This window comes from Nocardia sp. NPDC004722 (assembly GCF_053601505.1).
The window spans coordinates 1-21741 of the sequence record NZ_JBSGBY010000022.1 but is presented as its reverse complement, the minus strand read 5'-3'; the positions used below and the strand labels follow the sequence as shown (position 1 = coordinate 21741).

At 68.1% G+C, this 21741-nt stretch carries 25 protein-coding genes; 11 read left to right on the top strand and 14 right to left on the bottom strand.

Going from position 1 to position 21741, the window contains the following annotated elements:
- Positions 1-53 precede the first annotated feature (53 nt).
- Positions 54-518, top strand: coding sequence for a GatB/YqeY domain-containing protein (locus tag ACWELQ_RS04780; RefSeq protein ID WP_452395678.1), 465 nt, complete (start codon positions 54-56; stop codon positions 516-518).
- 57 nt (positions 519-575) lie between these two features.
- On the opposite strand, the gene ACWELQ_RS04775 is transcribed toward ACWELQ_RS04780, so the two are convergent.
- A complete protein-coding gene (locus ACWELQ_RS04775) occupies positions 576-2942 on the bottom strand; it encodes a penicillin-binding protein (RefSeq protein ID WP_452395677.1) in 2367 nt (788 codons plus the stop codon).
- Between the two features lie 301 nt (positions 2943-3243).
- Between ACWELQ_RS04775 and ACWELQ_RS04770 the strand changes: the two genes are divergently transcribed.
- Complete coding sequence (locus ACWELQ_RS04770) at positions 3244-3567, top strand: WhiB family transcriptional regulator (protein ID WP_379354787.1); 324 nt, start codon at positions 3244-3246, stop codon at positions 3565-3567.
- Positions 3568-3713: 146 nt separating this feature from the next.
- Here ACWELQ_RS04770 and ACWELQ_RS04765 read toward each other — a convergent pair whose 3' ends face one another.
- Positions 3714-4895: an ArsA family ATPase gene (locus ACWELQ_RS04765; RefSeq protein WP_452395676.1), complete on the bottom strand. Its 1182-nt coding sequence runs from the start codon at positions 4893-4895 to the stop codon at positions 3714-3716.
- Between the two features lie 2 nt (positions 4896-4897).
- A complete protein-coding gene (locus ACWELQ_RS04760; protein WP_452395675.1) occupies positions 4898-5920 on the bottom strand; it encodes an ArsA-related P-loop ATPase in 1023 nt (340 codons plus the stop codon).
- 115 nt (positions 5921-6035) lie between these two features.
- Here ACWELQ_RS04760 and ACWELQ_RS04755 point away from each other — a divergent pair, with 115 nt between their 5' ends.
- From ACWELQ_RS04755 to ACWELQ_RS04745, 3 genes are all read left to right on the top strand, one after another.
- Positions 6036-6200, top strand: coding sequence for a hypothetical protein (locus ACWELQ_RS04755; protein WP_452395674.1), 165 nt, complete (start codon positions 6036-6038; stop codon positions 6198-6200).
- Entirely contained in the window at positions 6200-6655 is a 456-nt protein-coding gene (locus ACWELQ_RS04750) for a RidA family protein (RefSeq protein WP_452395673.1), read from the top strand. Before ACWELQ_RS04755 ends, ACWELQ_RS04750 begins: the two co-directional genes overlap by 1 nt.
- Before the next feature lie 75 nt (positions 6656-6730).
- Positions 6731-7537, top strand: a complete 807-nt coding sequence (locus ACWELQ_RS04745; protein WP_452395672.1) for an MBL fold metallo-hydrolase — start codon at positions 6731-6733, stop codon at positions 7535-7537.
- Positions 7538-7600: 63 nt separating this feature from the next.
- On the opposite strand, the gene ACWELQ_RS04740 is transcribed toward ACWELQ_RS04745, so the two are convergent.
- Positions 7601-8275 (bottom strand): Crp/Fnr family transcriptional regulator, encoded by a 675-nt coding sequence (locus ACWELQ_RS04740; protein ID WP_019044571.1) that lies wholly within the window; start codon positions 8273-8275, stop codon positions 7601-7603.
- 273 nt (positions 8276-8548) lie between these two features.
- Positions 8549-8791 carry a hypothetical protein gene (locus ACWELQ_RS04735; RefSeq protein ID WP_153802894.1) on the bottom strand — a complete coding sequence of 81 codons (243 nt, stop codon included), beginning with the start codon at positions 8789-8791 and terminating at the stop codon, positions 8549-8551.
- A 244-nt stretch (positions 8792-9035) separates the two neighbouring features.
- On the opposite strand from ACWELQ_RS04735, the gene nth reads away from it, so the two are divergent.
- Positions 9036-9743 (top strand): endonuclease III, encoded by a 708-nt coding sequence (gene nth, locus ACWELQ_RS04730; RefSeq protein WP_452395690.1) that lies wholly within the window; start codon positions 9036-9038, stop codon positions 9741-9743.
- Positions 9744-9770: 27 nt separating this feature from the next.
- Here nth and ACWELQ_RS04725 read toward each other — a convergent pair whose 3' ends face one another.
- Both ACWELQ_RS04725 and ACWELQ_RS04720 read right to left on the bottom strand, forming a co-directional pair.
- Positions 9771-10631: an amidohydrolase family protein gene (locus ACWELQ_RS04725; protein WP_452395671.1), complete on the bottom strand. Its 861-nt coding sequence runs from the start codon at positions 10629-10631 to the stop codon at positions 9771-9773.
- Positions 10632-10642: 11 nt separating this feature from the next.
- Entirely contained in the window at positions 10643-11431 is a 789-nt protein-coding gene (locus tag ACWELQ_RS04720; protein ID WP_452395670.1) for an SDR family NAD(P)-dependent oxidoreductase, read from the bottom strand.
- Positions 11432-11455: 24 nt separating this feature from the next.
- Here ACWELQ_RS04720 and ACWELQ_RS04715 point away from each other — a divergent pair, with 24 nt between their 5' ends.
- The 5 genes from ACWELQ_RS04715 to ACWELQ_RS04695 all read left to right on the top strand — a co-directional run bounded on the left by ACWELQ_RS04715 (position 11456) and on the right by ACWELQ_RS04695 (position 16478).
- Complete coding sequence (locus ACWELQ_RS04715; RefSeq protein ID WP_452395669.1) at positions 11456-12100, top strand: dihydrofolate reductase family protein; 645 nt, start codon at positions 11456-11458, stop codon at positions 12098-12100.
- A 72-nt stretch (positions 12101-12172) separates the two neighbouring features.
- On the top strand, positions 12173-13957 hold the full coding sequence (locus tag ACWELQ_RS04710; RefSeq protein ID WP_452395668.1) for a protein kinase domain-containing protein: 1785 nt from the start codon (positions 12173-12175) through the stop codon (positions 13955-13957).
- Between the two features lie 134 nt (positions 13958-14091).
- Positions 14092-15468, top strand: coding sequence for a polysaccharide pyruvyl transferase family protein (locus tag ACWELQ_RS04705; RefSeq protein ID WP_452395667.1), 1377 nt, complete (start codon positions 14092-14094; stop codon positions 15466-15468).
- Positions 15469-16296 carry a glycosyltransferase family 2 protein gene (locus tag ACWELQ_RS04700; RefSeq protein ID WP_452395666.1) on the top strand — a complete coding sequence of 276 codons (828 nt, stop codon included), beginning with the start codon at positions 15469-15471 and terminating at the stop codon, positions 16294-16296.
- 14 nt (positions 16297-16310) lie between these two features.
- Complete coding sequence (locus tag ACWELQ_RS04695; RefSeq protein ID WP_452395665.1) at positions 16311-16478, top strand: hypothetical protein; 168 nt, start codon at positions 16311-16313, stop codon at positions 16476-16478.
- An 80-nt stretch (positions 16479-16558) separates the two neighbouring features.
- Here the strand turns inward: ACWELQ_RS04695 and ACWELQ_RS04690 are convergent, their stop codons facing one another.
- From ACWELQ_RS04690 to ACWELQ_RS04660, 7 genes are all read right to left on the bottom strand, one after another.
- A complete protein-coding gene (locus ACWELQ_RS04690; protein WP_452395664.1) occupies positions 16559-17182 on the bottom strand; it encodes an MspA family porin in 624 nt (207 codons plus the stop codon).
- A gap of 234 nt (positions 17183-17416) precedes the next feature.
- Positions 17417-18514 carry a transferase gene (locus ACWELQ_RS04685; RefSeq protein ID WP_452395663.1) on the bottom strand — a complete coding sequence of 366 codons (1098 nt, stop codon included), beginning with the start codon at positions 18512-18514 and terminating at the stop codon, positions 17417-17419.
- On the bottom strand, positions 18511-19077 hold the full coding sequence (rfbC, locus tag ACWELQ_RS04680; RefSeq protein WP_452395689.1) for a dTDP-4-dehydrorhamnose 3,5-epimerase: 567 nt from the start codon (positions 19075-19077) through the stop codon (positions 18511-18513). The genes ACWELQ_RS04685 and rfbC overlap by 4 nt, the downstream gene beginning before the upstream one ends.
- 5 nt (positions 19078-19082) lie before the next feature.
- Complete coding sequence (locus tag ACWELQ_RS04675; RefSeq protein ID WP_452395662.1) at positions 19083-20111, bottom strand: NAD-dependent epimerase/dehydratase family protein; 1029 nt, start codon at positions 20109-20111, stop codon at positions 19083-19085.
- A 2-nt stretch (positions 20112-20113) separates the two neighbouring features.
- Positions 20114-20764, bottom strand: coding sequence for a PIG-L deacetylase family protein (locus ACWELQ_RS04670; RefSeq protein WP_452395661.1), 651 nt, complete (start codon positions 20762-20764; stop codon positions 20114-20116).
- The gene (locus ACWELQ_RS04665; RefSeq protein WP_452395660.1) at positions 20761-21576 is read right to left on the bottom strand and encodes a sugar phosphate nucleotidyltransferase; all 816 of its coding nucleotides are present in this window, start codon (positions 21574-21576) and stop codon (positions 20761-20763) included. Before ACWELQ_RS04665 ends, ACWELQ_RS04670 begins: the two co-directional genes overlap by 4 nt.
- Positions 21573-21728, bottom strand: coding sequence for a hypothetical protein (locus ACWELQ_RS04660; protein WP_452395688.1), 156 nt, complete (start codon positions 21726-21728; stop codon positions 21573-21575). Before ACWELQ_RS04660 ends, ACWELQ_RS04665 begins: the two co-directional genes overlap by 4 nt.
- Between the last annotated feature and the right edge of the window lie 13 nt (positions 21729-21741).

Genomic DNA, 21741 nt, shown 5'->3' with positions numbered 1-21741 from the left:
CATCGAGTCAAATGAGCTGGACCACGATAGAAGTCCCTCGTACCGTGTCGCTCATGTCGGAACTCAAAACCAAGCTGCGCTCGGATATGACCACCGCGATGAAGAGCAAGGACGCGCTGCGCCTGGGCACCCTGCGCATGCTGCTGTCCGCTATTCAGACCGCCGAGGTCGCCGGACGCGAGGCACGCGAGCTCTCCGACAACGAGATCATCGCCGTCCTGCAGAAGGAAGCGAAGAAGCGCAACGAGTCCGCCGTCATCTACGAGCAGGCCGGGCGCGGCGAGCTGGCCGCCAACGAACGCGCCGAAGAGCAGATCATCGACGAGTACCTGCCGACCCAGCTCACCGACGCCGAGGTGGGCGATATCGCCGACACCGCCATCGCCGACGTCGCCGAGGAGATCGGGGAGCGGCCGGGCATGAAGCAGATGGGGCAGGTCATGATGGCCGCCACCGCGCTGGCGGCCGGACGGGCCGACGGGTCGCGGTTGTCGGCGGCGGTGCGCGCCCGGCTCTGAGGCTTATTAATACGAAAGGCCCGGAGTGACTGTGTCACTCCGGGCCTTTCGTTTGCCTTACCGCGGGATCGGGATGGGGATCGGGATCGGCGGCAACGCCGGAATGGTGATGCCGGGCAATCCCGGCACCGACACCGGCGGCGCGTTCGGCGCGGGCGCCGGTATCTGACTGCCGTCACTGACGTACAGCGTGATCACCGAGCCCGGGATCGCCGACCCGTTGGGCGAGACGTTCATGACCGTCCCCTTGGCCGCACCCGGCTGGGTCGTCACCGACACCTGGAAGCCCGCCGCGACCAGCGTCGAGGTGGCCTCCGCCTGCTGCATGCCGATCACGTCCGGAATCTGCGAATTGTTCGATCCGCGAACGTACTTGTCGTCGGTCGGCGGCAGCCCCGCGGGCGGGAACCGGTCCAGCACGTTCTTCATCGCGCCCAGATAGGTCCGCGCCGGTTCATTACCGCCGTACAGGTTCCCGCTGCCGCAGCTGCGCAGCGGGTAGGAGCAGATCTCGCCGGGCGTCGGGCTGTCGCCGTAGATGTAGGAGGCCCCGGCGAAGGAGTTGGTGAACGCCAGGAAGGCCGAGGACCGGTGGGTCTCGGTGGTGCCGGTCTTGGCGGAGGTCGGGATGTTCCAGCCGACCGAATGCGCCGACGCCGCACCGGTACCGCTCACCACGTCCTGGCTCAGGGCGTTGGCGAGAGTGTTGGCCAGACCCGGGTCGACCACCTGCTCACACGCCTGCTGCGTCAGCGGCACCGACTTGCCGTTGCGATCCACCACTTCCTTGATCGGGGTGGGCGGGCACCACTTGCCGCTGGAGGCCAGGGTGGCGGCCACATTCGACAGTTCGAGCGGGTTGATCGCGACCGGACCCAGCGTGAACGAGCCCAGGTTCTGGTCCTTGACCATGTCGGCGAGGCTCTGGTTGCCGTGCCCGGAGGTGCCGGGCTGGGTGTAGGAGCGCATGCCCAGGCGCACCGCCATATCCACGGTCGGGGACACGCCCACGGCCTGGATCAGCTTGACGAAGGCCGTGTTCGGCGAGGTCGCCAGCGCCTGCGTCACCGACATCGAGCCCGCGTAGTTGCCCGCGTTCTTCACGCAGTAGGTCTCCGGCGGGCAACCGGGCGTGCCCGAGTTACCCATGCCCTTGGCCTGGAAGTTCGCCGGGACGTCCAGGGTGGCGTTGATGCCCAGGCCCTTCTCCATGGCCGCGGCCGTGGTGAAGATCTTGAAGATCGAGCCCGCGCCGTCACCGACCATCGAATACGGCTGCGGCTGCACGGTTTGATGCGCGTTCGCGTCCAGGCCGTAGACGCGGCTCGACCCCATGGCCAGCAGCGGATGCGAATCCTGGCCGGGGGCCACGATATTCATGACCTCGGCGATATCGTCCAGATTCGGGTTGGTGTTGGCGGCCAGCGAGTCGCGGACCTGGTCCTGGACCGCCGGGTCCAGGGTGGTGCGAATCAGGTAGCCGCCCTTCTCGATCTGATCGCGGCTGATGCCCGCGTTGTTCAGATACTGCAGCGCGTAATCGCAGAAGAAGCCGCGGTCGTTGGCGGCGATGCAGCCGCGCGGCAGGCTCTTGGCCTCGGGCAGCACGCCCAGCGGCGCGTCCTTGGCCTTGCGGTACTCGTCGGCGCGGTTGGGGACGTTCTGGATCAGGGTGTCGAGCACCGTGTTCCGCCGCTCCAGCACGCCGCTCGGGTTGGTGTACGGGTTCAGCTTGGAGCTGGACTGCACCATGCCCGCCAGCATCGCCGACTGTGGGACGTTGAGGTCCTTGGCGTCCACGCCGAAGTAGGTCTGCGCGGCGTCCTGGATGCCGTAGGAGCTGTTGCCGAAGGGCACCAGGTTCAGATACCGGGTGAGGATCTCGTCCTTGGTGAGCCGCTTGTCAAGCGTCAGCGCCATGCGGATCTCACGGATCTTGCGGGCGGGGGTGGTCTCGGTGGCGGCGCGGCGCTCGGCGTCGGTCTTGGCGACCACCAGCAGCAGATAGTTCTTCACGTACTGCTGGTCGATGGTCGAACCACCCTGCGAGACCTGGCCACCGGAGGTGTTGGTCAGGAACGCGCGGAACGTGCCCTGCCAGTCCACACCGTGATGGTCGGCGAAGCGCTTGTCCTCGACCGAGACCAGCGACAGCTTCATGTCGTTGGAGATCTTGTCGCTGGTGACCTCGAAGCGGCGCTGCTCGTAGAGCCACGCGAACGGCGTCCCGTTCGCGTCCACCATGGTCGAGACCGCTGGCACGGTTCCCTCGACGAGTTCGGCGGAGACATTGTCGACGGCGTCGGCGGCTCGGTTGGAGATGAACCCGAAGCCACCGGCCAGAGGGAACAGCAGTCCGGCGAGCAGCACGGCGGCCAGGACGCAGCTGCCGGCCAGTCTCCAGAGCGTTCGTGTGATCGGCACGAGCCCTAGCCTAATTGGCCTTTCGGACACTCGGTGTTCGCCCGTCCGGGTGTCCTTTCGTCCGGAAAGCTACGGACTGCCCGGTTCCATGCAACGAATGCGTGGACGGACGTACCAGAAAATCTCGGGACGGTCTTGCGCTGGCCATACACCTTTACCTAGATTGAGAACCCAGTGTGATAGAGCTAACACTCAAAGTGGAATGTGGTGCAGAACGCAGTGGGGTTGGGTAACTGCGCGCTGCACTCGCGATTCTGGAGCGCCGTTGACCCGGTGTTCGGACTGCAAAGGGGCACACCAAATGCACATGACTACCCCGATCGCTCGATTGGACGTGGAGCAGGCCGAAGCGAGAATCGCCTGGGTTTCCCAGGCCCGATGCAAGGAAGTGGATCCCGACCAGCTGTTCGTGCGTGGCGCAGCGCAGCGCAAAGCGGCCACCATCTGCCGGCACTGCCCGGTCCTGATGGAGTGCGGGGCGGACGCCCTGGACAACCGTGTCGAGTTCGGTGTGTGGGGCGGCATGACCGAGCGGCAGCGTCGTGCGCTGCTGAAACAGCATCCGGAGGTGACTAGCTGGGCGGACTTCTTCCGCGTGCAGCGATCACAGAAGATTGCGATGTAGCCAGTATCCCTTACTCAGATCCCCCCTATAGGCAGAACGGATCGAGCCCGCGGAAGCGGGCTCGATCCGTGTCCGGGGTCAGATCGGGCAAAAGTCGCACTTGGGTCGAAAGACCCCGGGCGTGTCAGGCGGACTTGGCAGCCGCCTCAGGCGGATTCGGCAACCCCGGCTTCGACGAGCTGGTCGCCGACGGCCCGCAGGGCCTCCAGGTCCGCGACCTCGAACGGCAGTGCCGTGACCGCGACGATCGGGACGCTCGGATGCGCGCCCGTGAACCGGTGCAGCAGATGCTGTTCGCGCTTGGCGGTCGCCGCACGCTGCGCGTGAATACGCAGCACCGCGGCCGCGAGCGACTCGGGAGTCTCGGGTGCGTCGTCCGGATTCGTGCCATTACTCGGTGTCTCGGGGGCTAGACGCTCCGCGGCCACCTGCGCCTGTTCGGCCGACAGCGCGCTCAGCACCGGATGCGTCCGGTTGAGCACCAGACCGGCCAGCGGCATCTTGTCGTTGGAGAGCCGATCCACGAAGAAACTGGCCTCGCGCAACGCATCCGGCTCGGCCGCGGCCACCACCACGAAGTGGGTGCCCGGCCGCGACAGCATGGCGTAGGTGCGGTCGGCGCGATCCTGGAAGCCGCCGAACATGGATTCCAATGACTGCAAGAAGACACTGGCGTCTTTGAGCAACTGCCCGCCGACGATGGTCGAGACCCCGCGCAGGGCCAGGCTCATCGCGCCCGCGACCAACTTCCCGACCCCGCGGCCCGGGGCCATGATGACCCGGATCATCTTGCCGTTGAGGAAGGTTCCGAGCCGCTTCGGCGCGTCCAGGAAGTCCAGGGCATTGCGCGAGGGCGGGGTGTCGACCACGATCAGGTCCCACTCCCGCTTGGACGCGAGCTGCCCGAGCTTCTCCATCGCCATGTACTCCTGGGTGCCACCGAAGGAGGACGCGACGGTCTGATAGATCGGGTTGGCGAAGATCTGCTCCGCCTTCTCGGGAGTGGTGTGCTCGAGCACCATCTCGTCGAAGGTGCGGCGCATGTTCAGCATCATGGCGAACAACTCGCCCTTGGCATCCGGCCCGAGTTCGACCTGCTGCGGGACGTTTCCGAGATCGCTCACGCCCAGCGACTGGGCCAAACGGCGGGCGGGGTCGATGGTGAGCACCACGACCTTGCGACCGGCCTCGGCCGCGCGCAGCGCGATGGCCGCGGCCGTGGTGGTCTTGCCGACGCCACCGGAACCGCAGCACACCACGATGCGGGCCGCCGGATCGGCGATGATCTTCGAAACATCCAGGGGCACAGTGCCTGCCGGAACGACCATGACTAGCGAACCCCCTGGGCGCTCAAGACTTCGGCCAGCTCGTAGAGCCCGCCCAGATCCATGCCGTCGGTCAGCGACGGCAGGTACAGCCGCGAGATGTCGACCGCGGAGAGTTCCGCGGCGCTCTCGTCCTGGGCGGCCAGCCGCGCGGAATGCTCCACGGCCTCGGCGACCAGGCCCTGGAAGTCGGCCTCGGACAGGGTGATTCCGGCCTCGGCGAGCCCGGCCTTCAAGGCGTCGGCGTCGAGGTCGCCCGTCGCGGCGCGTTCCCGGACCGCGCGCGGCAGGTAGCCCTCGCTGGCCCGGTTCACGATCACGGTGCCGATGTTCAGGTCATTGGCGGTGAGTTCGGCGATGGCATCGGCGGTTTCCTGCACCGGCAGCGCCTCCAGCAGCGTGACCAGGTGAATCATGGTCTGCGGCGAGTGCAGGAGCTTGGACACACCCTCGGCCTGCGAGGCGATCGGCCCGCCGCCCGCGATCTCGGCCATGGCCTGGGTGACGTCCAGGAAGCTGGCGATGCGGCCGGTCGGGGGCGCGTCGATGACGATCTCGTCGTAGACGGGCTTACCGGTCTTCTTGTCGACCCGCACCGCGCATTCCTTGATCTTGCCGGTGAGGATGACGTCGCGCAGGCCCGGCGCGATGGTGGTGACGAACTCGATGGCCCCCACCCGCTTCATGGCGCGACCGGCGAAGCCGAGGTTGTAGAACATGTCGAGGTACTCGAGGAAAGCGTGCTCGACGTCCAAGGCCAGCGCCAGCACTTCGCCGCCGCCGTCCGCCGCGGCGATGCGAGTCTCGGTGGGCGGCAACGGCGGCAGGTCGAACAGCTGCGCGATGGACTGTCTGCCCTCGACCTCGACCAGCAGAACTCGGCGCCCACCCGCCGCGAGTGCCAGTGCCAATGCCGCGGCGACCGTCGACTTACCGGTCCCACCCTTGCCGGACACATAGTGCAAGCGGGCCTTGTCCGCACGCTCCGGCCACCCTGCTTCGACCCCCGGCTCAACCGAAACGGGCACTGCTATCGGTACTCCCACGCTCGCGAGCCTATAACCCGTTCCGGATTCTCGCCCATAGGCTCGGCGAACTGTCTGATACACCACTGTCTCTTGCGGCCGGGGCTACTCTCACCCCATGAGTGAACGGACCGCGTGGGAGTACGCGACTGTGCCCCTGTTGACCCATGCCACCAAGGCCATTCTGGACCAGTGGGGTTCCGACGGCTGGGAACTCGTCTCGGTGCTGCCCGGTCCCACCGGCGAACAGCATGTCGCCTACCTCAAGAGGAGGAAGAGCTGATGACGTGGCAGGAGAATCTGAAGAAGCTCGGACTCGAACTGCCCCCGGCTCCGCCGCCGGTCGCCGTCTACGTGCCGGGCGTGCGCAGCGGTAACTACGTTTACACCTCCGGTCAGCTGCCGTTCGTGAACGGGCAGCTGCCGCTGACCGGCAAGGTCGGCGCCGAACTCACCATCGAGCAGGGCGCCGAGATGGCCAAGCTGGCCGCGCTCAATGCCCTTGCGGTGGTGCACGATCTGGTCGGACTCGACAATGTGGTGCGCATCGTGAAGGTCGTCGGTTTCGTGGCTTCCGCGCCCGGCTTCAACGATCAGCCGCTGGTCATCAATGGCGCGTCGGAGCTGCTCGGCGAGGTGCTCGGCGAGGCGGGCGTGCACGCGCGCTCCGCGGTCGGCACCTCGGAACTGCCCAAGAACACCCCCGTCGAGGTGGAACTCATCGCCGAAGTGCGCTGAAAGCGCTTGGCGCACAATCGAAACGCGGTGGGTCCAACCCTGGACTCATCGCGTTGTGTGTATTAGGACGAGAAGATGACCCTCACGCATCCCGCGTATGAGCAACTGCGGCAAGTGACTCCGTCCGCCGCCGTCGTGCTGGCCGACAATCCCAACGGAATGACGTTGCAGGGCACCAACACCTGGCTGTTGCGCGCACCCGGCGCGACCGAATACGTGCTGGTGGATCCGGGGCCGAAGGATCGCAAGCACACCGAGGCGCTGGTCCGTGAGACCGGCGGTGAGATCGCGCTGACGCTGATCACCCACAAGCACCACGACCACACCGGCGGCATCGACCACCTGGTCAAGGCCACCGGAACGCCGGTGCGGGCCAAGGACTCCGAATTCCTGCGCGGCTCGGGCACGGTGCTGACCGACGGCGAGGTCATCGAGGCCGCAGGGCTGCGCATCACGGTGCTGGCTACTCCCGGGCATACCGAGGATTCGCTGAGTTTCCTGATCGACGGACCGGACGGCGAACGGGCGCTGCTGACCGGCGATACCGTGCTCGGTAGTGGTACGACCGTGCTGGAGTCCTGGAGCGGCGCGCTGGCGGCCTACCTGGACTCGCTGGATCGGCTGGTGGCGGTCGCGCCGGGGCGGCATCTGCTCCCGGCCCACGGACCCGACCACCCGGACGCGGAACCGGTCATCCGGTACTACATCTCGCATCGCGAGGAGCGGTTGAACCAGGTGCGGGCCGCGCTGGAGAAGCTCGGGCCCAAGGCCGGATCGCTGCGGATCGTGGCGGAGGTCTACGCCGACGTCGATAAAAGGCTCTGGCCCGCGGCCCAGAGCTCGGTGAAAGCGCAGCTCGAGTACCTGCGCGCACGGGGTTAGCAACCACGAAAGGACCGGGCATCACCTGCGGGGTGATGCCCGGTCCTTTCGTTATGGCTCTTTTTACCGCGCCCGGCGGGCCAACCGCTCCGAGTCGGAGATCAAGACGCTCTTGCCTTCCAGCCGCAGCCAGCCGCGGTGCGCGAAGTCGGCCAGGGCCTTGTTCACGGTTTCGCGGGAGGCGCCGACCAGCTGGGCGATCTCTTCCTGGGTCAGGTCGTGGGTCACGCGCAGCGCGCCCGCTTCCTGGGTGCCGAAGCGCTGAGCCAGCTGCAGCAGCGCCTTGGCGACACGACCGGGGACATCGGTGAAGATGAGGTCGGCCAGGTTGTTGTTGGTGCGGCGCAGGCGGCGGGCGAGGACCCGCAGCAACTGCTCGGCGATCTCCGGCCGCTGGTCGATCCACGCCTTGAGGGCGTCCCGGTCCATGGTGACCGCTCTGACCTCGGTGACGGTGGTGGCCGTCGAGGTCCGCGGACCCGGGTCGAAGATCGACAGCTCGCCGAACATGTCCGACGGCCCCATGATCGTCAGCAGGTTCTCGCGACCATCGGGCGAACGGCGTCCGATCTTCACCTTGCCGGAGGTGATGATGTACAACCGATCTCCGGGTTCGCCCTCGTTGAAGATCACGTGGCCGCGCGGGAAGTCAACGGGCTGCAGCTGTTTGGCGAGAGCCGCCACCGCGGTGGGCTCGACGCCTTGGAAGATGCCTGCTCTGGCGAGGGCCTCGTCCACGAATGTGCTCCTTATGGGAAATGGCTCTGTCCTGGACCGAAACGACTCGGCCGACAGTGCAGTCTACTTTGCAATACCGCCGGGTAGTGATAGACACCACGCGCCGAGCTCATTCTCAGACACGCGGAGCCCCAGTACGCGCCACACAATGACGGTTTCGCGACACGCTTCCCTACGAATCTACGACACGCCGTGAGACCGGTGTCATGAAGATCGTAAAAAGTGGTCCGGAGCTCGTCGCCGCCGGACCACTGGAGCATTGCGCCGGCCAGCTCAGCTGGCCTGCGCCACATCCAATCCCTTGGCCGCGGGCCGGGCGCGCCGCGGACGCGCCGCCGCGGCCGGGAGACCCAGCTTGGTCAGATCGCTGACCTCGGCGTTCGTGGCTCGATCGAGGTACTGCTGGACTTCGGGGTCGGGTTCGAGAAGCTTGCGAAGCCGATTCTCGACCCGTTCCATCACCAACGCGAACAGCATCAGCGCTATCGGAAACAGCACCACAGCGAGTCCTTGCATAGGCAGCAGTAAACACGCCGAAGGTCTCAGATGGAACACGGCGGGTACTCAGCCCGGTTGTGGCGCAGGGGTGGTTCCGTAAGGTGGACGCGTGCGTGTCTCTGAATCCAACGCGGCCGTGACCGGGGCAGACCCGGATAATTCGGGCGTTTCCGCCGGTGCTGACGCGGCTTCGGCTGATGTCTCGGATGCGCCACGGTTCTCGCGGCCGAGTAAAGCGAACAAGCGCGCCAAGGAGACTCGGATCGGCCTGGTACGCAGGGCAAGGCGCATGTATCGGGATATGACCGCCGAGTTCCCAGATGCGCACTGTGAGCTTGATTTCACTACGCCCCTCGAATTGGCGGTCGCCACAATTCTTTCCGCGCAGTGCACCGACGTGCGGGTCAACCTGACCACGCCCGCGCTCTTCGCGAAGTACCGCAGCGCGGCCGATTACGCCGGGGCCAATCGGGCCGAGCTCGAGGAGTACATCCGGCCCACCGGCTTCTACCGCAACAAGGCCAATTCGCTGATCGGGCTGGGCCGCGAGCTGGTGGAGCGCTTCGACGGCGAACTTCCGGGCAACCTCGACGACCTGGTCACGCTGCCCGGCATCGGGCGCAAGACGGCGAATGTCGTGCTCGGCAATGCCTTCGATGTCCCCGGCATCACCGTCGACACCCATTTCGGGCGGCTGGTGCGGCGCTGGAAGTGGACCGACGAGGAAGACCCGGTCAAGGTCGAGCACGCCATCGGCGAACTCATCGAGCGCCGGGACTGGACCATGCTGTCGCATCGCGTGATCTTCCACGGCCGCCGGGTGTGCCACGCCCGCAAGCCCGCCTGCGGGGCGTGCCTGCTCGCCAACGAGTGTCCTTCCTACGGTGCGGGACCCACCGATCCGACCGAGGCGGCCAAGCTGGTCAAGGGCCCGGAGACCGAGCATCTGCTCGAGCTGGTGGGGCTGTGAGCGCCGGATCGGCGATCGCCGCCGCGGCTATCCCAATCGGTAGGTGTCGATCGCGTTGGTGCGGTAGAAGAACTCCGCCTCCTGATCGGTGGCGTCGGTGCCGACGATGTGATCGATCGCGGCCACCAGCTCGGTGTAGGTCCCCGCCATCGAATCCACCGGCATGTTCGAGGCGAACATCAACCGCCGCCACCCCCACAGCGACACACTGGATTCCAGCCAGTACTCCAGCGTCGGCCACGCCAGATTCGGGCAGATCAACCCGAACCCGGACAGCTTGCACAGCCACTGGGTTTCCTTGGCCGCCAACGAGACCGCGTTGTGCCAGGCCGTCTTCTTCGCCTCCGAATGCCCCTGCGGGAATCCGAGATGCTCGAGCACCACCCGCAGTTGCGGATACCCCGCCAGGAAATCGATCCAGTCCAGGATCTCCTCAGGCTTGGCCACCAGGTCGAACACCGCGTCGTGTTCCTGCAACCAGCTCGCGAGCGTCTCGGCCGCAGCCGTATTCGGCGCCAACCCTTCGAAAACCCGCACCCCCCGGAACCGTTCGGTTCGTGCCTGCCGGTCGAGATGCTCGACCATCTCCGCCCGCGGCAGCCGCGCGTCCACCGCCCCGACGATCGCGAACGCCCGCGAATCGCTCTCGGCAATCCCATCCACCCACGGTGTTTCCTCCAGATACGCGTACGGCGCGGTGGTCGCCGACACGTGCACCATCCCACTCACCTCGACCCCACCGAGCCCCCGCTCGAAGTCCGGCAGCAGGAAATTACGTGCGATCTCAGGCTTTCCGGCGTCGACGAATCGGGCCAGGCCCGGATACCAGGCGTGGGAGCCGGTGTCCCACAGGTGCATGTGGGCGTCGACGAGGGGCACGGTGGGCATGTCTGCAACTCCTATTGCATGGTGATGCCGCCGCTGACGCTGATCAGCTGGCCGGTGACGTAGCTGGCTTCCGGGCTTGCGAGCCAGGCGATGAGGGAGGCTACTTCGTCGGGTCGGCCGAGGCGTTTGAGGGGGATGGCTTTTTCGAGGGCGGCGAGGGTGGCGCGGTGATCGGCCATGGCGTGGGCGACCATTCGGCCCTCGAGGGGGCCGGGGCAGACCACGTTGACGGTGATGTGGTGGCGGGCGACTTCGCGGGCCAGGGACTTTGCGAAACCGAACAGTCCGGATTTTGAGGCGGCGTAGACGGTTTCGCCGGACGCCCCGGCGCGCGCGCCGTCGGAGGCGACGAAAACGATGCGCGCGGACTCGGTCTCCAGCATGCCGGGCAGCAGGAGTTGGGTCAGTCGCATCGGGCCGCGCAGGTTCACCTGGAACATGAGATCCCAGGCCAGGGTTCCGCTGTCGAGGAACGGTTCCACCACCGCGACCCCCGCACAGTGCACGATGGACGACACCTGACCGCCGACGGCCCGCACGGCCGCCTCGATGCTGTCCTCCCGCGTGAGATCCAGTTCCAGTGCGGCAGTGCGCACTCCATGCTCCGCGGCAAAGGCCCCGAGCTCCTGCGCGCATTCCCGCGCGGCGTCGATATCGATGTCGGCCACCCAAACCGACTGCCCCGCCCCGACCAGACGGCGCGCCACCGCCCGCCCGACATCCCCCGCCCCGCCGGTCACCAACGCCCCCGGCACATTGCCGCCCGCCCCGCCACCACCCACTGCGTCACCCTGTTCCACTGTCCTCGAATCCCTTCGGATTCCATGCATAGTCGGTCAGCGTCCATTACGCGACACATTGTCCGCGATTCGCTTGCGGATGCCGCGCGGGCGATGAATTCCGCTCTCCCGGTTCGTCTATTCGGTATGACGAAAGTTCTGTGGCATATCACCATGTCTTTGGATGGGTTCATCGCGCCCGAGGACGACTCGGTGGAGTGGATGTTCGGGCACGGGGCCGCGGGGCCGCTCGGGGTGGAGACGATGGAGCGAACGGGGGCGGTGCTGTCGGGGCGGCGCGGATACGACCTCGGAAACCGGCCCGGCGGCGGGGACCGGAAGTTGTACGGGGGCATGTGGTCCGGGCCGGTGTTCGTGCTGACGCATCGGATCGAGGACGTGCCAGAGGATCCGGCGGTGACCTTCCTGTCGTGCGGTGTCGCGGAGGCGGTGCAGATCGCGGGCGAGGCGGCGGGGGAGCGGGAGGTCGGGGTGTTCGGGGCGAATCTGGCGGGGCAGTGCCTGGCGAAGGGACTGATCGACGAGATCGTGGTGCACGTGGTGCCGATCCTGCTCGGAGGCGGTGTGCGGCTCTTCGACGGGGATATGCGGGTGCGGCTGCGCAAGATTCGCTGCGATGATCCGGGACAGATCACCGATCTGCGGTTCGCGGTCGAGGGCGCCGGTTAACGCAGACACCGTCTCCGGGGATCTGCGTTACGGTGAGCGGCATCGGGACGTGGTCGGAGAGTAGGCAGGGCTGTGGGGCGGACACTCGCGCAGGGGCAGGTATTCGCGGGGTACACCGTGGAGCGGCTGCTGGGCGTGGGCGGAATGGGCGAGGTGTATCTCGCCCAGGATCGGGACCTGCCGCGGCCGGTCGCGCTGAAACTGCTGGCGGCGGGCAAGGCCGACGATCCGGAGGTGCGCGCCCGGTTCCTGCGTGAGGCCGATACCGCCGCGCGGCTGTCGCATCCGAACATCGTCGCGGTGTACGCCCGCGGCACCGACGAGCACCGGCTGTGGATGGCCATGCAGTACGTCGAGGGCACCGACGTGTCCGCGGTGCTGCGCGACGGCCCGATCCGGGCGGATCACGCGGTGCGCATCCTCGGCGAGACCGCGCGGGCTCTCGATCACGCGCACCGCGCGGGCGTCCTGCACCGCGATGTGAAACCGGCGAACATCCTGCTGGAGTGGGGGCCGGATCAGCATGTGTACCTGGCGGACTTCGGGATCGCCAAGGCGGTGGACCACACCAGCGCGCTGACCCGCACCGGCGAGATGTACGCCAGCTTCCAGTACGCCGCGCCCGAACAGTTCGAACTGCGCACCGATATCGATCACCGCGCCGACGTGTACGCGTTGGGCTGCACGCTGTTTCACATGCTCACCGCGCGGCTGCCGTATCCGGGGGAGACCACGGCGCAATTGGTGGCCGCCCACCTCGGCGGGGACATTCCGCGGCCGAGCCGGGTGAATCCGGGCGTGCCCGCGGCTTTCGACGAGGTCATCGGGCGCGCCCTCGCCAAGAATCGCGACGAGCGTTTCGGCAGCTGCGGTGAACTGGCGGCGGCGGCCGCGCAGGCGCTGAGCGCCGGAACCGGGACCGCCGGGCCGTGGAACCGTGGTGACGGGCCCGCCCGGCCGATCACCGGGCCGCTGAATCTCGCGCCGCACGCGGGGTTGGATCCGAGCCGGTTCACCGGTGCGATCACCCGGCCCAGCGTCCCCATCCAGACGAACCCGCCGACCGGTCCGTCCGGTCTGCTGCCGACGCAGATCAATTCGCGACCGGGGCAGCCGGTGTCCCAGCGATCCGATACACCAGCGGGCACGTTCACCGACCGACCGGGGCAGAACGGCCCACTGTGGCAGTACTTCTCGCAGCCGGACCTGCCTGCGTCGTCCGGGAGCGGCCCGCATCCGGTGGATGCCCCGCCGGCCCAGTTCGCGTCGCCCAGCTCCGCGCCCGTCACCGTCCGGCCCCGGCGTCGGCGTACGCTGCTGATCGCGGCCTTCGTCGCCCTGCTCGCCGTCGCCGGTGGGCTCGGCATCGGATTCGGCACCGGCGCAATCCATCTCCGCTTCGGCGCCGGGGCACAGCCAGGCGCAGTCACGTCCGGCGGCACCGGGCCCGGCGGCACCCAGGCACCCGCCCCCGAGGGTGCCTCCCAGGACGCCGCCACCAAGGCCGCCTGCGCCTACGGGGAGCTGTTGAACACCTATGACTACAGCAACGGCGACGGCTGGCAGACCAAGGTCGAGGACGGGGCGACCGGATCCTGGAAGAGCCAGGCGCAGACCTACCTACCGGCGCTGCGGCTGCTGGTGGAATCGGGCACGCCCACCCGCTCGCCCAGCGGCAAGTGCACCGTCACCGGCGGCAGCGGCACCCATTACGAATTCAGTGGTGTTTTCGACCTGGTGGACACCGTGAACGGCAAGGACGCCAACCAGCGGACCCAGACCATCCCGATGACCATGGATTACGTGGACGGCCGCTGGCTGTGCAGCAAGATCTCCATCCCCGGGCTGACCGGCTGACCGCCGTCGCCGGATGAGCGTGCGGACGAACCGTTTTCGCGTGTGCAGACGGTGATCGCTCGTATAGCGCGCCGGACTGGTCGTGCGATAGATTCGCTCGGAATTGCTCGGGCCGCCATCGGAAGGAATCGGGCGTGGGGAACTCTGGCGCGGGGGACGGTGCCGGGACAGTGCGGGTGCTCGTCGACAACGGCGAGTACGGACTCCGCAATCGCGGAGACATCGCGATGATGGTGATGACGGTCGAACGCCTGCGGGCGCGCTGGCCGCAGGCGCGGATCGGCATGCTCACCGACGCGCCACACCTGCTGCGCGGCGTGGTGCCGCATGCCGAACCCGTGGTCGCGCACACCGGCGGCCATTGGGGCAGAAGCGGATTCGCGGGCCTGCTCGACGAACAGGCGGGCATTCACCTGCTCGGTCCCGCCGCCACACAGTGGCGTGCCGCGACCGATGTGCCGCTGCGTCAGCTGCGCGGCGTCACCGACCGGGTGCGCAAGGAGGTGCGCCGGTTCGTCACGGCGGAGCCCGCAATCGCCGCCCTGCCGCCGGTGCCGGGCGCGGTCGCCGAGGCGGATCTGGTCATCGCCCTGGGCGGCGGGTACCTCAACGACGGCAGCCGCCACCAGGCGCACCGGACTCTCGCGCTGCTGGAAGCCGCTCAGCGCCAAGGCATTCCGAATGTGCTGATCGGTCAGGGTCTGGGACCCATGGGTGATCCCGCGCTGCGTCGCCGTGCCGCGGAGGTGCTGCCGGGCGCCGACCTCATCGCCGTGCGCGAGCGTCTGCGCGGGCCGCGATTGCTGGCCGAACTCGGCGTGCCCGACGAACGGGTCATGCTGACCGGCGACGACGCGGTCGAATTCGCCTACCGGCTGCGGCGTCCCGGCATCGGCACCGATCTCGGTGTGTCCCTGCGCATCTCGGACAGCACCAAGGTGAGCGACTCGGCCCGCGACACCCTCGGAACGGTGCTGCGCCGCGAAGCCGCCGCCCTCGACAGTGCGCTGGCCCCGCTGATCGTGTCCGAACACGACGACGAGGACCGCCGCCACACGCTGCCGCTGGTGACCGGCGCGGCCCGCACCCGGCCCGCCATCGGCCGCGCGGGCACCGCCCAGGAGGTGGTGCGTCAGGTCTCGCGCTGCCGGGTGCTGGTGACCAGCGCCTATCACCTCGCGGTCTTCGCGCTCTCCCAAGGTATTCCGGCGGTCGCTGTAACGGCGTCGGAGTACTACGACGACAAATTCTATGGATTGGCTGACATGTTCGGCGCGAATGCCGACGCGGCCGGTCTGCGGATCGTGCACCTGGACGCGGACAACCTCGACACCGAATTGACACGTGCGATTCGGCAGTTGTGGGAATCCGCACCGGAATTGCGGGATACGCTCCAGCAGAAGGCAGTTGAGCAGATCGATGTCGGCCGCGCGGGTCTGGATCGGGTGTACGGGCTCGTGGCGGGAGGTGAGCGCCTGCCCAAGATCGCCGAACCAGTTCAGGGGGCATGAATGAAGAACATCTCCGTGTGCGTCCCGGCCGGCAATACCGGTCCCGCCCTGGCCGCCACCGTGGGCTCGATTCTCGAGCAGGACGTCGACGCCGAGGTGGTGCTGCTCGACAACGCGAGCACCGGCGACACCGCCGCGGTCGCGCACTCCTTCGACGACCCGCGTGTGCGTGTGCATCGCAATGAGGAGGCCCTGCCCGTCGGCGAGCACTGGAACAAGGCCGTCTCGCTGTCCACCGGCCGCTTCGTGAAGCTGGTGTGCGCCGGTGATCTGCTGTTGCCCGGCGCGCTGGGCAAACAGCTGGAAGTGCTGGGCGACAACAGCACCGCCCTGTGCTCGGCCAGATACCAGCTTCTCGATGCGGACGGAGGGGTGCGCGAGACCGATCGGGGCCTGCCCGGCCTGCTGGGCCGCCGTGACGCCCGCGCGGTCCTGCGCGCCCTCGTCCAGCGCGGCCCCGCCGACCTCGGACCCACCGCGGCCACCGTCTTCCGCCGCCAGGACTTCGACCGCGTCGGCGGCTTCCGCGGCGACCCGGGCTACCCCATGCACCCCGACCTCATCGCCCGCCTGTGCTTACTCGGCGCCTTCCAAGGCATGCCCGAAACCCTGGCCGCTCAACCGGATTCCACCCCCACCCCGGCCGGTGACGCCGCCACTCTCGCCGAAATGCTGCGCCTGCATCACCGCCTGGGCGCGGAATACCCGCAATACGTAGGCCGTGGCGCGGTCCTCGGCGGCGACCTCCGCCTGGTCCGCCTCGCCGCCGACCACGTCCGCTCCCGAACCCTGGCCACGGCCCTGCGCCGCTCCGCCTTACCGCACTGAACAGCGGCGGGCCCATGGCGACGAGGACTTCCGGCCCGCCCGAAGCGCAGGCGTCCACCGGCTTTCGGCGTGTGGTACCCAGACCCGGTAGCGCGGTGCTGTGGCCGGGCTATGTGGGCAGTACCGCGCTGTTGCGGATGCCCGCGGCGATCGTGGTGATCCGCCTGCTCGGCGGCACGTAGCGTCCCGACGGTTCTCGGGGAACCGGCCTGAGCGGGTCCGGGCGGGCGCCGAGGGGCGGCGTCCGCGCGGACCCGGCCGCTCAGATGCTCGAGAGCGGGCCGTAGGCCACGACGGTATCGCCGCTGCCGCTCACCAGCCGCACGAACGGGCGGATGGTGGTGGTGCCCAGGACACCGGTGACGGTGCCGTGGAAGCCGGCCAGGGTGATGCAGCCGTCCGTGCCGGACACGTCGCCACCGGCGGCATCCACCGACTGGATGCCGGGACCGAACCCGACATCGAGCTGAATACCCAGGGTCGGAATGAGATTGAAGACGTCGGCCTTGGCGTCCTGCCCGATCTCGAGTTCCAGGCCCGGGGTCTGGTACTGGAAGGAGATCTTGCCCGAGAGCGTGGCCGGATAGCCGACCTGGTAACCGAGGGTGATGTGGCCGTTCCACTGGGTACCGGCCGGGGCGTCGACGTGGAAACACGCCTTGCCGTTGTGAAACCACTCCCGGGTCAGCGGATTGCCGTCCAGCGGCGGCACCCAATCGATCCTGGTGTCGGCCGAGATGGCCTCGACGGTGCGCCCCTGCTGATCGACGATCTGGTTGGTGGCGTCGACGGCGGCGGCGCCCGTGCCGCCGCTCAGGACGAGGCCGACGGTGCCGGCGGCAGTGACGGCCGCGGTGCGCGAGAGCGCGGTCTTGGTGTTGCGCATGATGATTCCCATTCCCTCATCAGGTGTTGCTGCGTAGAACATACGCGTGCTTGATGATTCCCCAGTTGGTGCTGGAACGTGGGATACGTCCCCCTCGGCCGAAGATCGGCCCCACGCTGAGACTATCCCACTGAATTGTCCTGGGTGTGAGTGCAATCGAATGATCGCAGTCACAGGCCGATCGATCGCGTGCCCGGCGTGCTCATGCGCGGGCCAGGTCATTTCTGCTGGCTTTCATAGTGATTCAGGCACTTCGGTGATCCACCTCCCGTCCAGCTCCGGCCAGCGGGTGGCCACCTCGGGTAACAGGTCCGGCAGCGTCAGCAGCACTCGATCCGGTTGCGCCGCGACGAGTTCGGCCGGAGCCACGATCGGGATGTCGGTGCCGGGCATGCGGCGGCCCTGCTTGCCGGGGGAGGCGTCGGCCACCGCGGCCAGCAGGCCCCGGTGCGCGCCCGCCAGATGCAGCAGCGCCACCGCCCGCGACGCCGCGCCGTAGGCGTAAACCCGATGCCCGGCAGCGGTTTCGGATTCGAGCCAGTTGCGCAGCGCCCGCGCCTGCCGGTCGGCGGCCTCCTGCAGTCCACGCACCACCGCCGGATCGGCGACCGCGGCCTCGGCGGCCCGGATGCGCGCGATCACCGGATCGGGTTCGGCCGGTGCGTGCACGGCCGCCACCAGCACGGTGCCGCCGTAGAGGCCGAATTCCCAGGCGGTGACCGCCACCATGCCCGCCGGACGCAGCAGCGCCTGCAGCGCGTCGAGCGAGTAGTAGGCGAAATGACCGTGCCGCAACGCATTCCACTGCCCGTGCCGCACGATGGCGTGCAACGAGTGGAACTGCAGCAGCAGCACCCCGCCCGGTGCGGTGGCCGCCGCCCGCTGCGCGAACGCCACCCGCTGATGGGGTTCGTGCATGATGCCGAAGCAGTCGATCACCACGTCCGCGGGCCGGTTGGTGGCGGTGTAGCCGCGCTCGGTCAGCAACGGCAGCCAGCTGCCGCCGTGCGGGCTGCCGAATTCGCGCACCGTGCCCTCGCCGGGCAGCCAGCCCGCCGCGGCCACCCGCGCCACCGCGTCCGCGGCCTGATCCCGCAGTGCCCGCGGCTCCACCCCGCGCGGTTCGGCGGTGACCGTGTCGTCCTGGGCGAGCTGCGCCAGCCCGCACATGGCGCACAGATCCATGGCCAGCGGATGCGATGACTCGGTGCCCGCGGGAACACCGTGCAGCGGCGGAAAGTCGTCCGCCGCGGGCATTTTCCCGAGATCGAGCACCCGCACCAGCGGCCCCAGCCCGCAGCCGCGGCACCCGTAGAGCGGTTCGCCGCTCATGAGGCGGTGGCCTGGAGTGCGGCGAGCAGCTCCCGCCACGACCCGGCGCCGGCGTCGCGCGCCGACACCACGGTCACCGGCTGCGGCCAGGCGATGGCCAGCTCCGGATCGTCGTAAGCCACCCCCAGATCCTCGGCCGGGTCGTGCGGTCGGTCGATGCGGTAGCAGACGTCCGCGACCTCGGTCAGCGCCTGGAACCCGTGCAGGAAGCCGGGCGGAACGTAGAGATGCCGGAAATCGTTGTCGTCCAACAGGAATGCCTGCCGCTCCCCGAAGGTCGGCGACTCGGGGCGGATGTCGACGAGCACATCGTGCACCGCGCCGTGTGCGCAGCGCACCAGTTTCGCCTCGCCCCGGCCGGAGCGCCCGTGCATGCCGCGCACCACCCCGCGCCCGGAGCGCGATTGCGAATCCTGCACGAAGCTCGCCGCCGTCCCGGGCGTGCCGAGATGGGCGTCGAACTCCTCGGCGTCGAAGGTCCGGGTGAACAGGCCGCGCTCGTCGCGAAAGGGCTGCGGGGTCAGCAGCAGGACGTCCGCGAGATCGGTCGTCTCGATACGCACCGAGGTCACGCCCCGTTCCCGACGCGACGCAGCTCGTCGTCGAGCACCCCGGCCTCCTTGAGCGACTTCAGATGCGCCAGACGCGTGAAACGCTGGAAGAAGGCGTCGGCGGTGAGCCCGCGCGCGATGTACTCCTTGTACAGTTCGGCCGCGCCGTCGGGAATGCTCCACTGCACCTCGAAGCCGAGTTCCCTTCGGGCATAGGAGAAGTCGACCCGGTAGGAGCGCGGGTCCGCACCGCTCTCGCCGGTGATGAGCAACGTGGAATCCGGGACCGCGTCGACCACCGCCTGCGCGATCTGCGCCACGGTCAGATTGTTGGCTTCGGTGCCGATGTTGTAGGCGCGGCAGTGAATCGCCTCGATCGGAGCCTCCAGGCAGGTGGCGAAGGCCGCCGCGATGTCCTGCGCATGCACCAGCGGCCGCCACGGCGTGCCGTCGGAGAGCACCTTCACCTCACCGGTGAGCACGGCGTAGCCGACCAGATTGTTGAGCACGATATCGGCGCGCAATCGCGGCGAGAACCCGAACGCGGTGGCATTGCGCAGCGAGACCGGGGAGAAGCCGGAGTCGGCGAGGGCGACGATATCGTCCTCGACCCGCACCTTGGACTCGGCGTAGGGGGTGAGCGGACGCAGCGGCGCGTCCTCGGCCACCAGGCCGTCCCCGGCCGCCCCGTACACCGAACACGTTGAGGCGTACAGGAATCGGCGCACCCCGGCCTGCTTGGCCAGCTCGGCCAGCCGCACCGAGGCGTGATGGTTGATGTCGTAGGTGATCTGCGGGGCCAGCGCGCCGAGTGGATCGTTGGACAGCGCCGCCAGATGCACGACCGCGTCGAAGCCTTCGAGCTGTTCGGCGGTCACCTCGCGCAGATCCACGCTGATGGTCGGCGGCGCGGGCGGCGCCTCCCCGAGCACGCATTCGGCGAAATAGCCGCTGTCCAAACCGGTGACGTCGTGACCGGCCTGTTGCAGCCACGGCACCATGACGGTGCCCAGATACCCCTGATGCCCCGTGACGAGCACGCGCATGACTATGCACCTCCGAAGGTGATGGTGGCCTTGTCGAGCAGGAACGCCTCGGCGTGCCGGGCGCGGCACTGCACCCCGCGCAGCCGGGCCAGGGCGAGGAAGGACTCCTCGTCGAACCAGTCCCGATCCCGTTGCGAGGGATAGTGTTTCATCAGCAGCCCGGCCTTGCGCTCCGCGCAGCCTGCGGGCAGCGGATGGAACACCGTCGGCTGCGGGGTGTCGGTCTCCCATTTGAGGATCTCGTAGCCGAGGATCAGGTGGTCGCGAAACACGGTGGGGGCCAGCTCCGCCAGCAGCCGATGATCCTGGTGGGCGTCCCCGCGTTGCGGGCAGAACACGAGTTGCGCGTCGCCGTCGTGGCGCAGCGCGGCCATCGCCTGCTTGACCCGTTCCCAGTGCGCGGGCAGGTACCCGTCCGGCACGTCCAGGATGCGCAGGTCCAGATCGGCTCCTGGACAGAAGGATTCGAGCGCGGCCCGCTCCTCTTCCGCCCGCTCGGTGCCCGCGCCCGAGAGCACGAGCGCCCGGACCCGCAGTCCCGGCGAATTCTCCGCGAGCGTGAGCAGGGTGCCGCCCAGTCCGATGGCGAGATCATCGCAATGGGCGGCCAGCAGGGCGATTTCGGTGACCGCCGCGGTGTCGAGTCGGATCATGCGCCGCGCACGACCCCGGGCTCGGCGGCGACCGGGGCCGGGCGTTCCCACACCATCCACGGCCGATCGCCCTGCTGGTAGCCGGAATCGAGTTCGGCGCGCTCCTTGAAGGTGTCGGCGGGCTTCCAGAAGCCGTGATGCTGATACCCGAACAGGCGGCCCTGCTCGGCCAGCGCACCGCACCCGTCGGCCACCAGATCGCCGCCGGGCGGAATGTGGTCGAAGATCTCCGGGGTGAGCACGAAATAGCCGCCGTTCATCCACAGCGGCAGTTCTGTCACCGGGGTGATGGTCTTGACCTCCCCGGCCGAGTTCACATTCACGCAGTGGAACGTCGACGCGGGCGGCACGATCATCATCGACGCCGCGGCCCCGGAAGCCTGGAACTTGCCGATCATCTCGTCGAGCGGGGCGTCGGTGAGCACGTCGGCGTAGTTGGCCAGGAAGTAGGGCTCGCCCTCGAGGTGGCTGCGCACCCGGCGCAGCCGTTCACCGATGGGCGATTCCACGCCGGTGTCGACGAAGGTGATGGTCCAGTCGCTGATATCCGATTGCAGCAGTTCGACCTTGCCGTCGTGGATGACGAAGTCGTTGGACACCGACTCCTGATACGTCAGGAAGAAGTTCTTGATGTGGGTCGCGCCGTAGCCCAGGCACAGCACGAAGTCCTTGTGCCCGTAGTGCGCGTAGTAGCGCATGACGTGCCAGATCAGCGGGCGCGGGCCCACCATCTGCATGGGCTTGGGGATGGCGTCGTCGGTGCCGTTGCGCATCCGCATGCCGTAACCGCCGCAGAACAGTACTACCTTCACTTCGCTTGCCTTTCCGCATGATCGGGTGCGGCGGCATCGTCGAACGTCGCATGGTGGAGATGGGGGAGGGGATAGACGAGCTCCGTCCCCTGGTCGAGCAGATACTTCAGTTGCGCGGTGATCTCGCGCTCCAGATTCCAGGGCAGCACCACCACCACGTCCGGG

Excerpts from the sequence above, each read along its gene's own strand:
- ACWELQ_RS04770 (WP_379354787.1), top strand. The coding sequence starts at position 3,244 with ATGCACATGACTACCCCGATCGCTCGATTGGACGTGGAGCAGGCCGAA.
- ACWELQ_RS04765 (WP_452395676.1), bottom strand. The coding sequence starts at position 4,895 with ATGGTCGTTCCGGCAGGCACTGTGCCCCTGGATGTTTCGAAGATCATC.
- ACWELQ_RS04675 (WP_452395662.1), bottom strand. The coding sequence starts at position 20,111 with ATGCGCGTGCTCGTCACGGGGCATCAGGGGTATCTGGGCACCGTCATG.
- ACWELQ_RS04690 (WP_452395664.1), bottom strand. The coding sequence starts at position 17,182 with ATGCGCAACACCAAGACCGCGCTCTCGCGCACCGCGGCCGTCACTGCC.
- ACWELQ_RS04670 (WP_452395661.1), bottom strand. The coding sequence starts at position 20,764 with ATGATCCGACTCGACACCGCGGCGGTCACCGAAATCGCCCTGCTGGCC.
- ACWELQ_RS04715 (WP_452395669.1), top strand. The coding sequence starts at position 11,456 with ATGCATAGTCGGTCAGCGTCCATTACGCGACACATTGTCCGCGATTCG.
- ACWELQ_RS04750 (WP_452395673.1), top strand. The coding sequence starts at position 6,200 with ATGACGTGGCAGGAGAATCTGAAGAAGCTCGGACTCGAACTGCCCCCG.
- ACWELQ_RS04685 (WP_452395663.1), bottom strand. The coding sequence starts at position 18,514 with ATGAGCGGCGAACCGCTCTACGGGTGCCGCGGCTGCGGGCTGGGGCCG.
- ACWELQ_RS04780 (WP_452395678.1), top strand. The coding sequence starts at position 54 with ATGTCGGAACTCAAAACCAAGCTGCGCTCGGATATGACCACCGCGATG.
- ACWELQ_RS04700 (WP_452395666.1), top strand. The coding sequence starts at position 15,469 with ATGAAGAACATCTCCGTGTGCGTCCCGGCCGGCAATACCGGTCCCGCC.
- ACWELQ_RS04695 (WP_452395665.1), top strand. The coding sequence starts at position 16,311 with ATGGCGACGAGGACTTCCGGCCCGCCCGAAGCGCAGGCGTCCACCGGC.
- ACWELQ_RS04755 (WP_452395674.1), top strand. The coding sequence starts at position 6,036 with ATGAGTGAACGGACCGCGTGGGAGTACGCGACTGTGCCCCTGTTGACC.
- ACWELQ_RS04735 (WP_153802894.1), bottom strand. The coding sequence starts at position 8,791 with ATGCAAGGACTCGCTGTGGTGCTGTTTCCGATAGCGCTGATGCTGTTC.
- ACWELQ_RS04745 (WP_452395672.1), top strand. The coding sequence starts at position 6,731 with ATGACCCTCACGCATCCCGCGTATGAGCAACTGCGGCAAGTGACTCCG.
- ACWELQ_RS04725 (WP_452395671.1), bottom strand. The coding sequence starts at position 10,631 with ATGCCCACCGTGCCCCTCGTCGACGCCCACATGCACCTGTGGGACACC.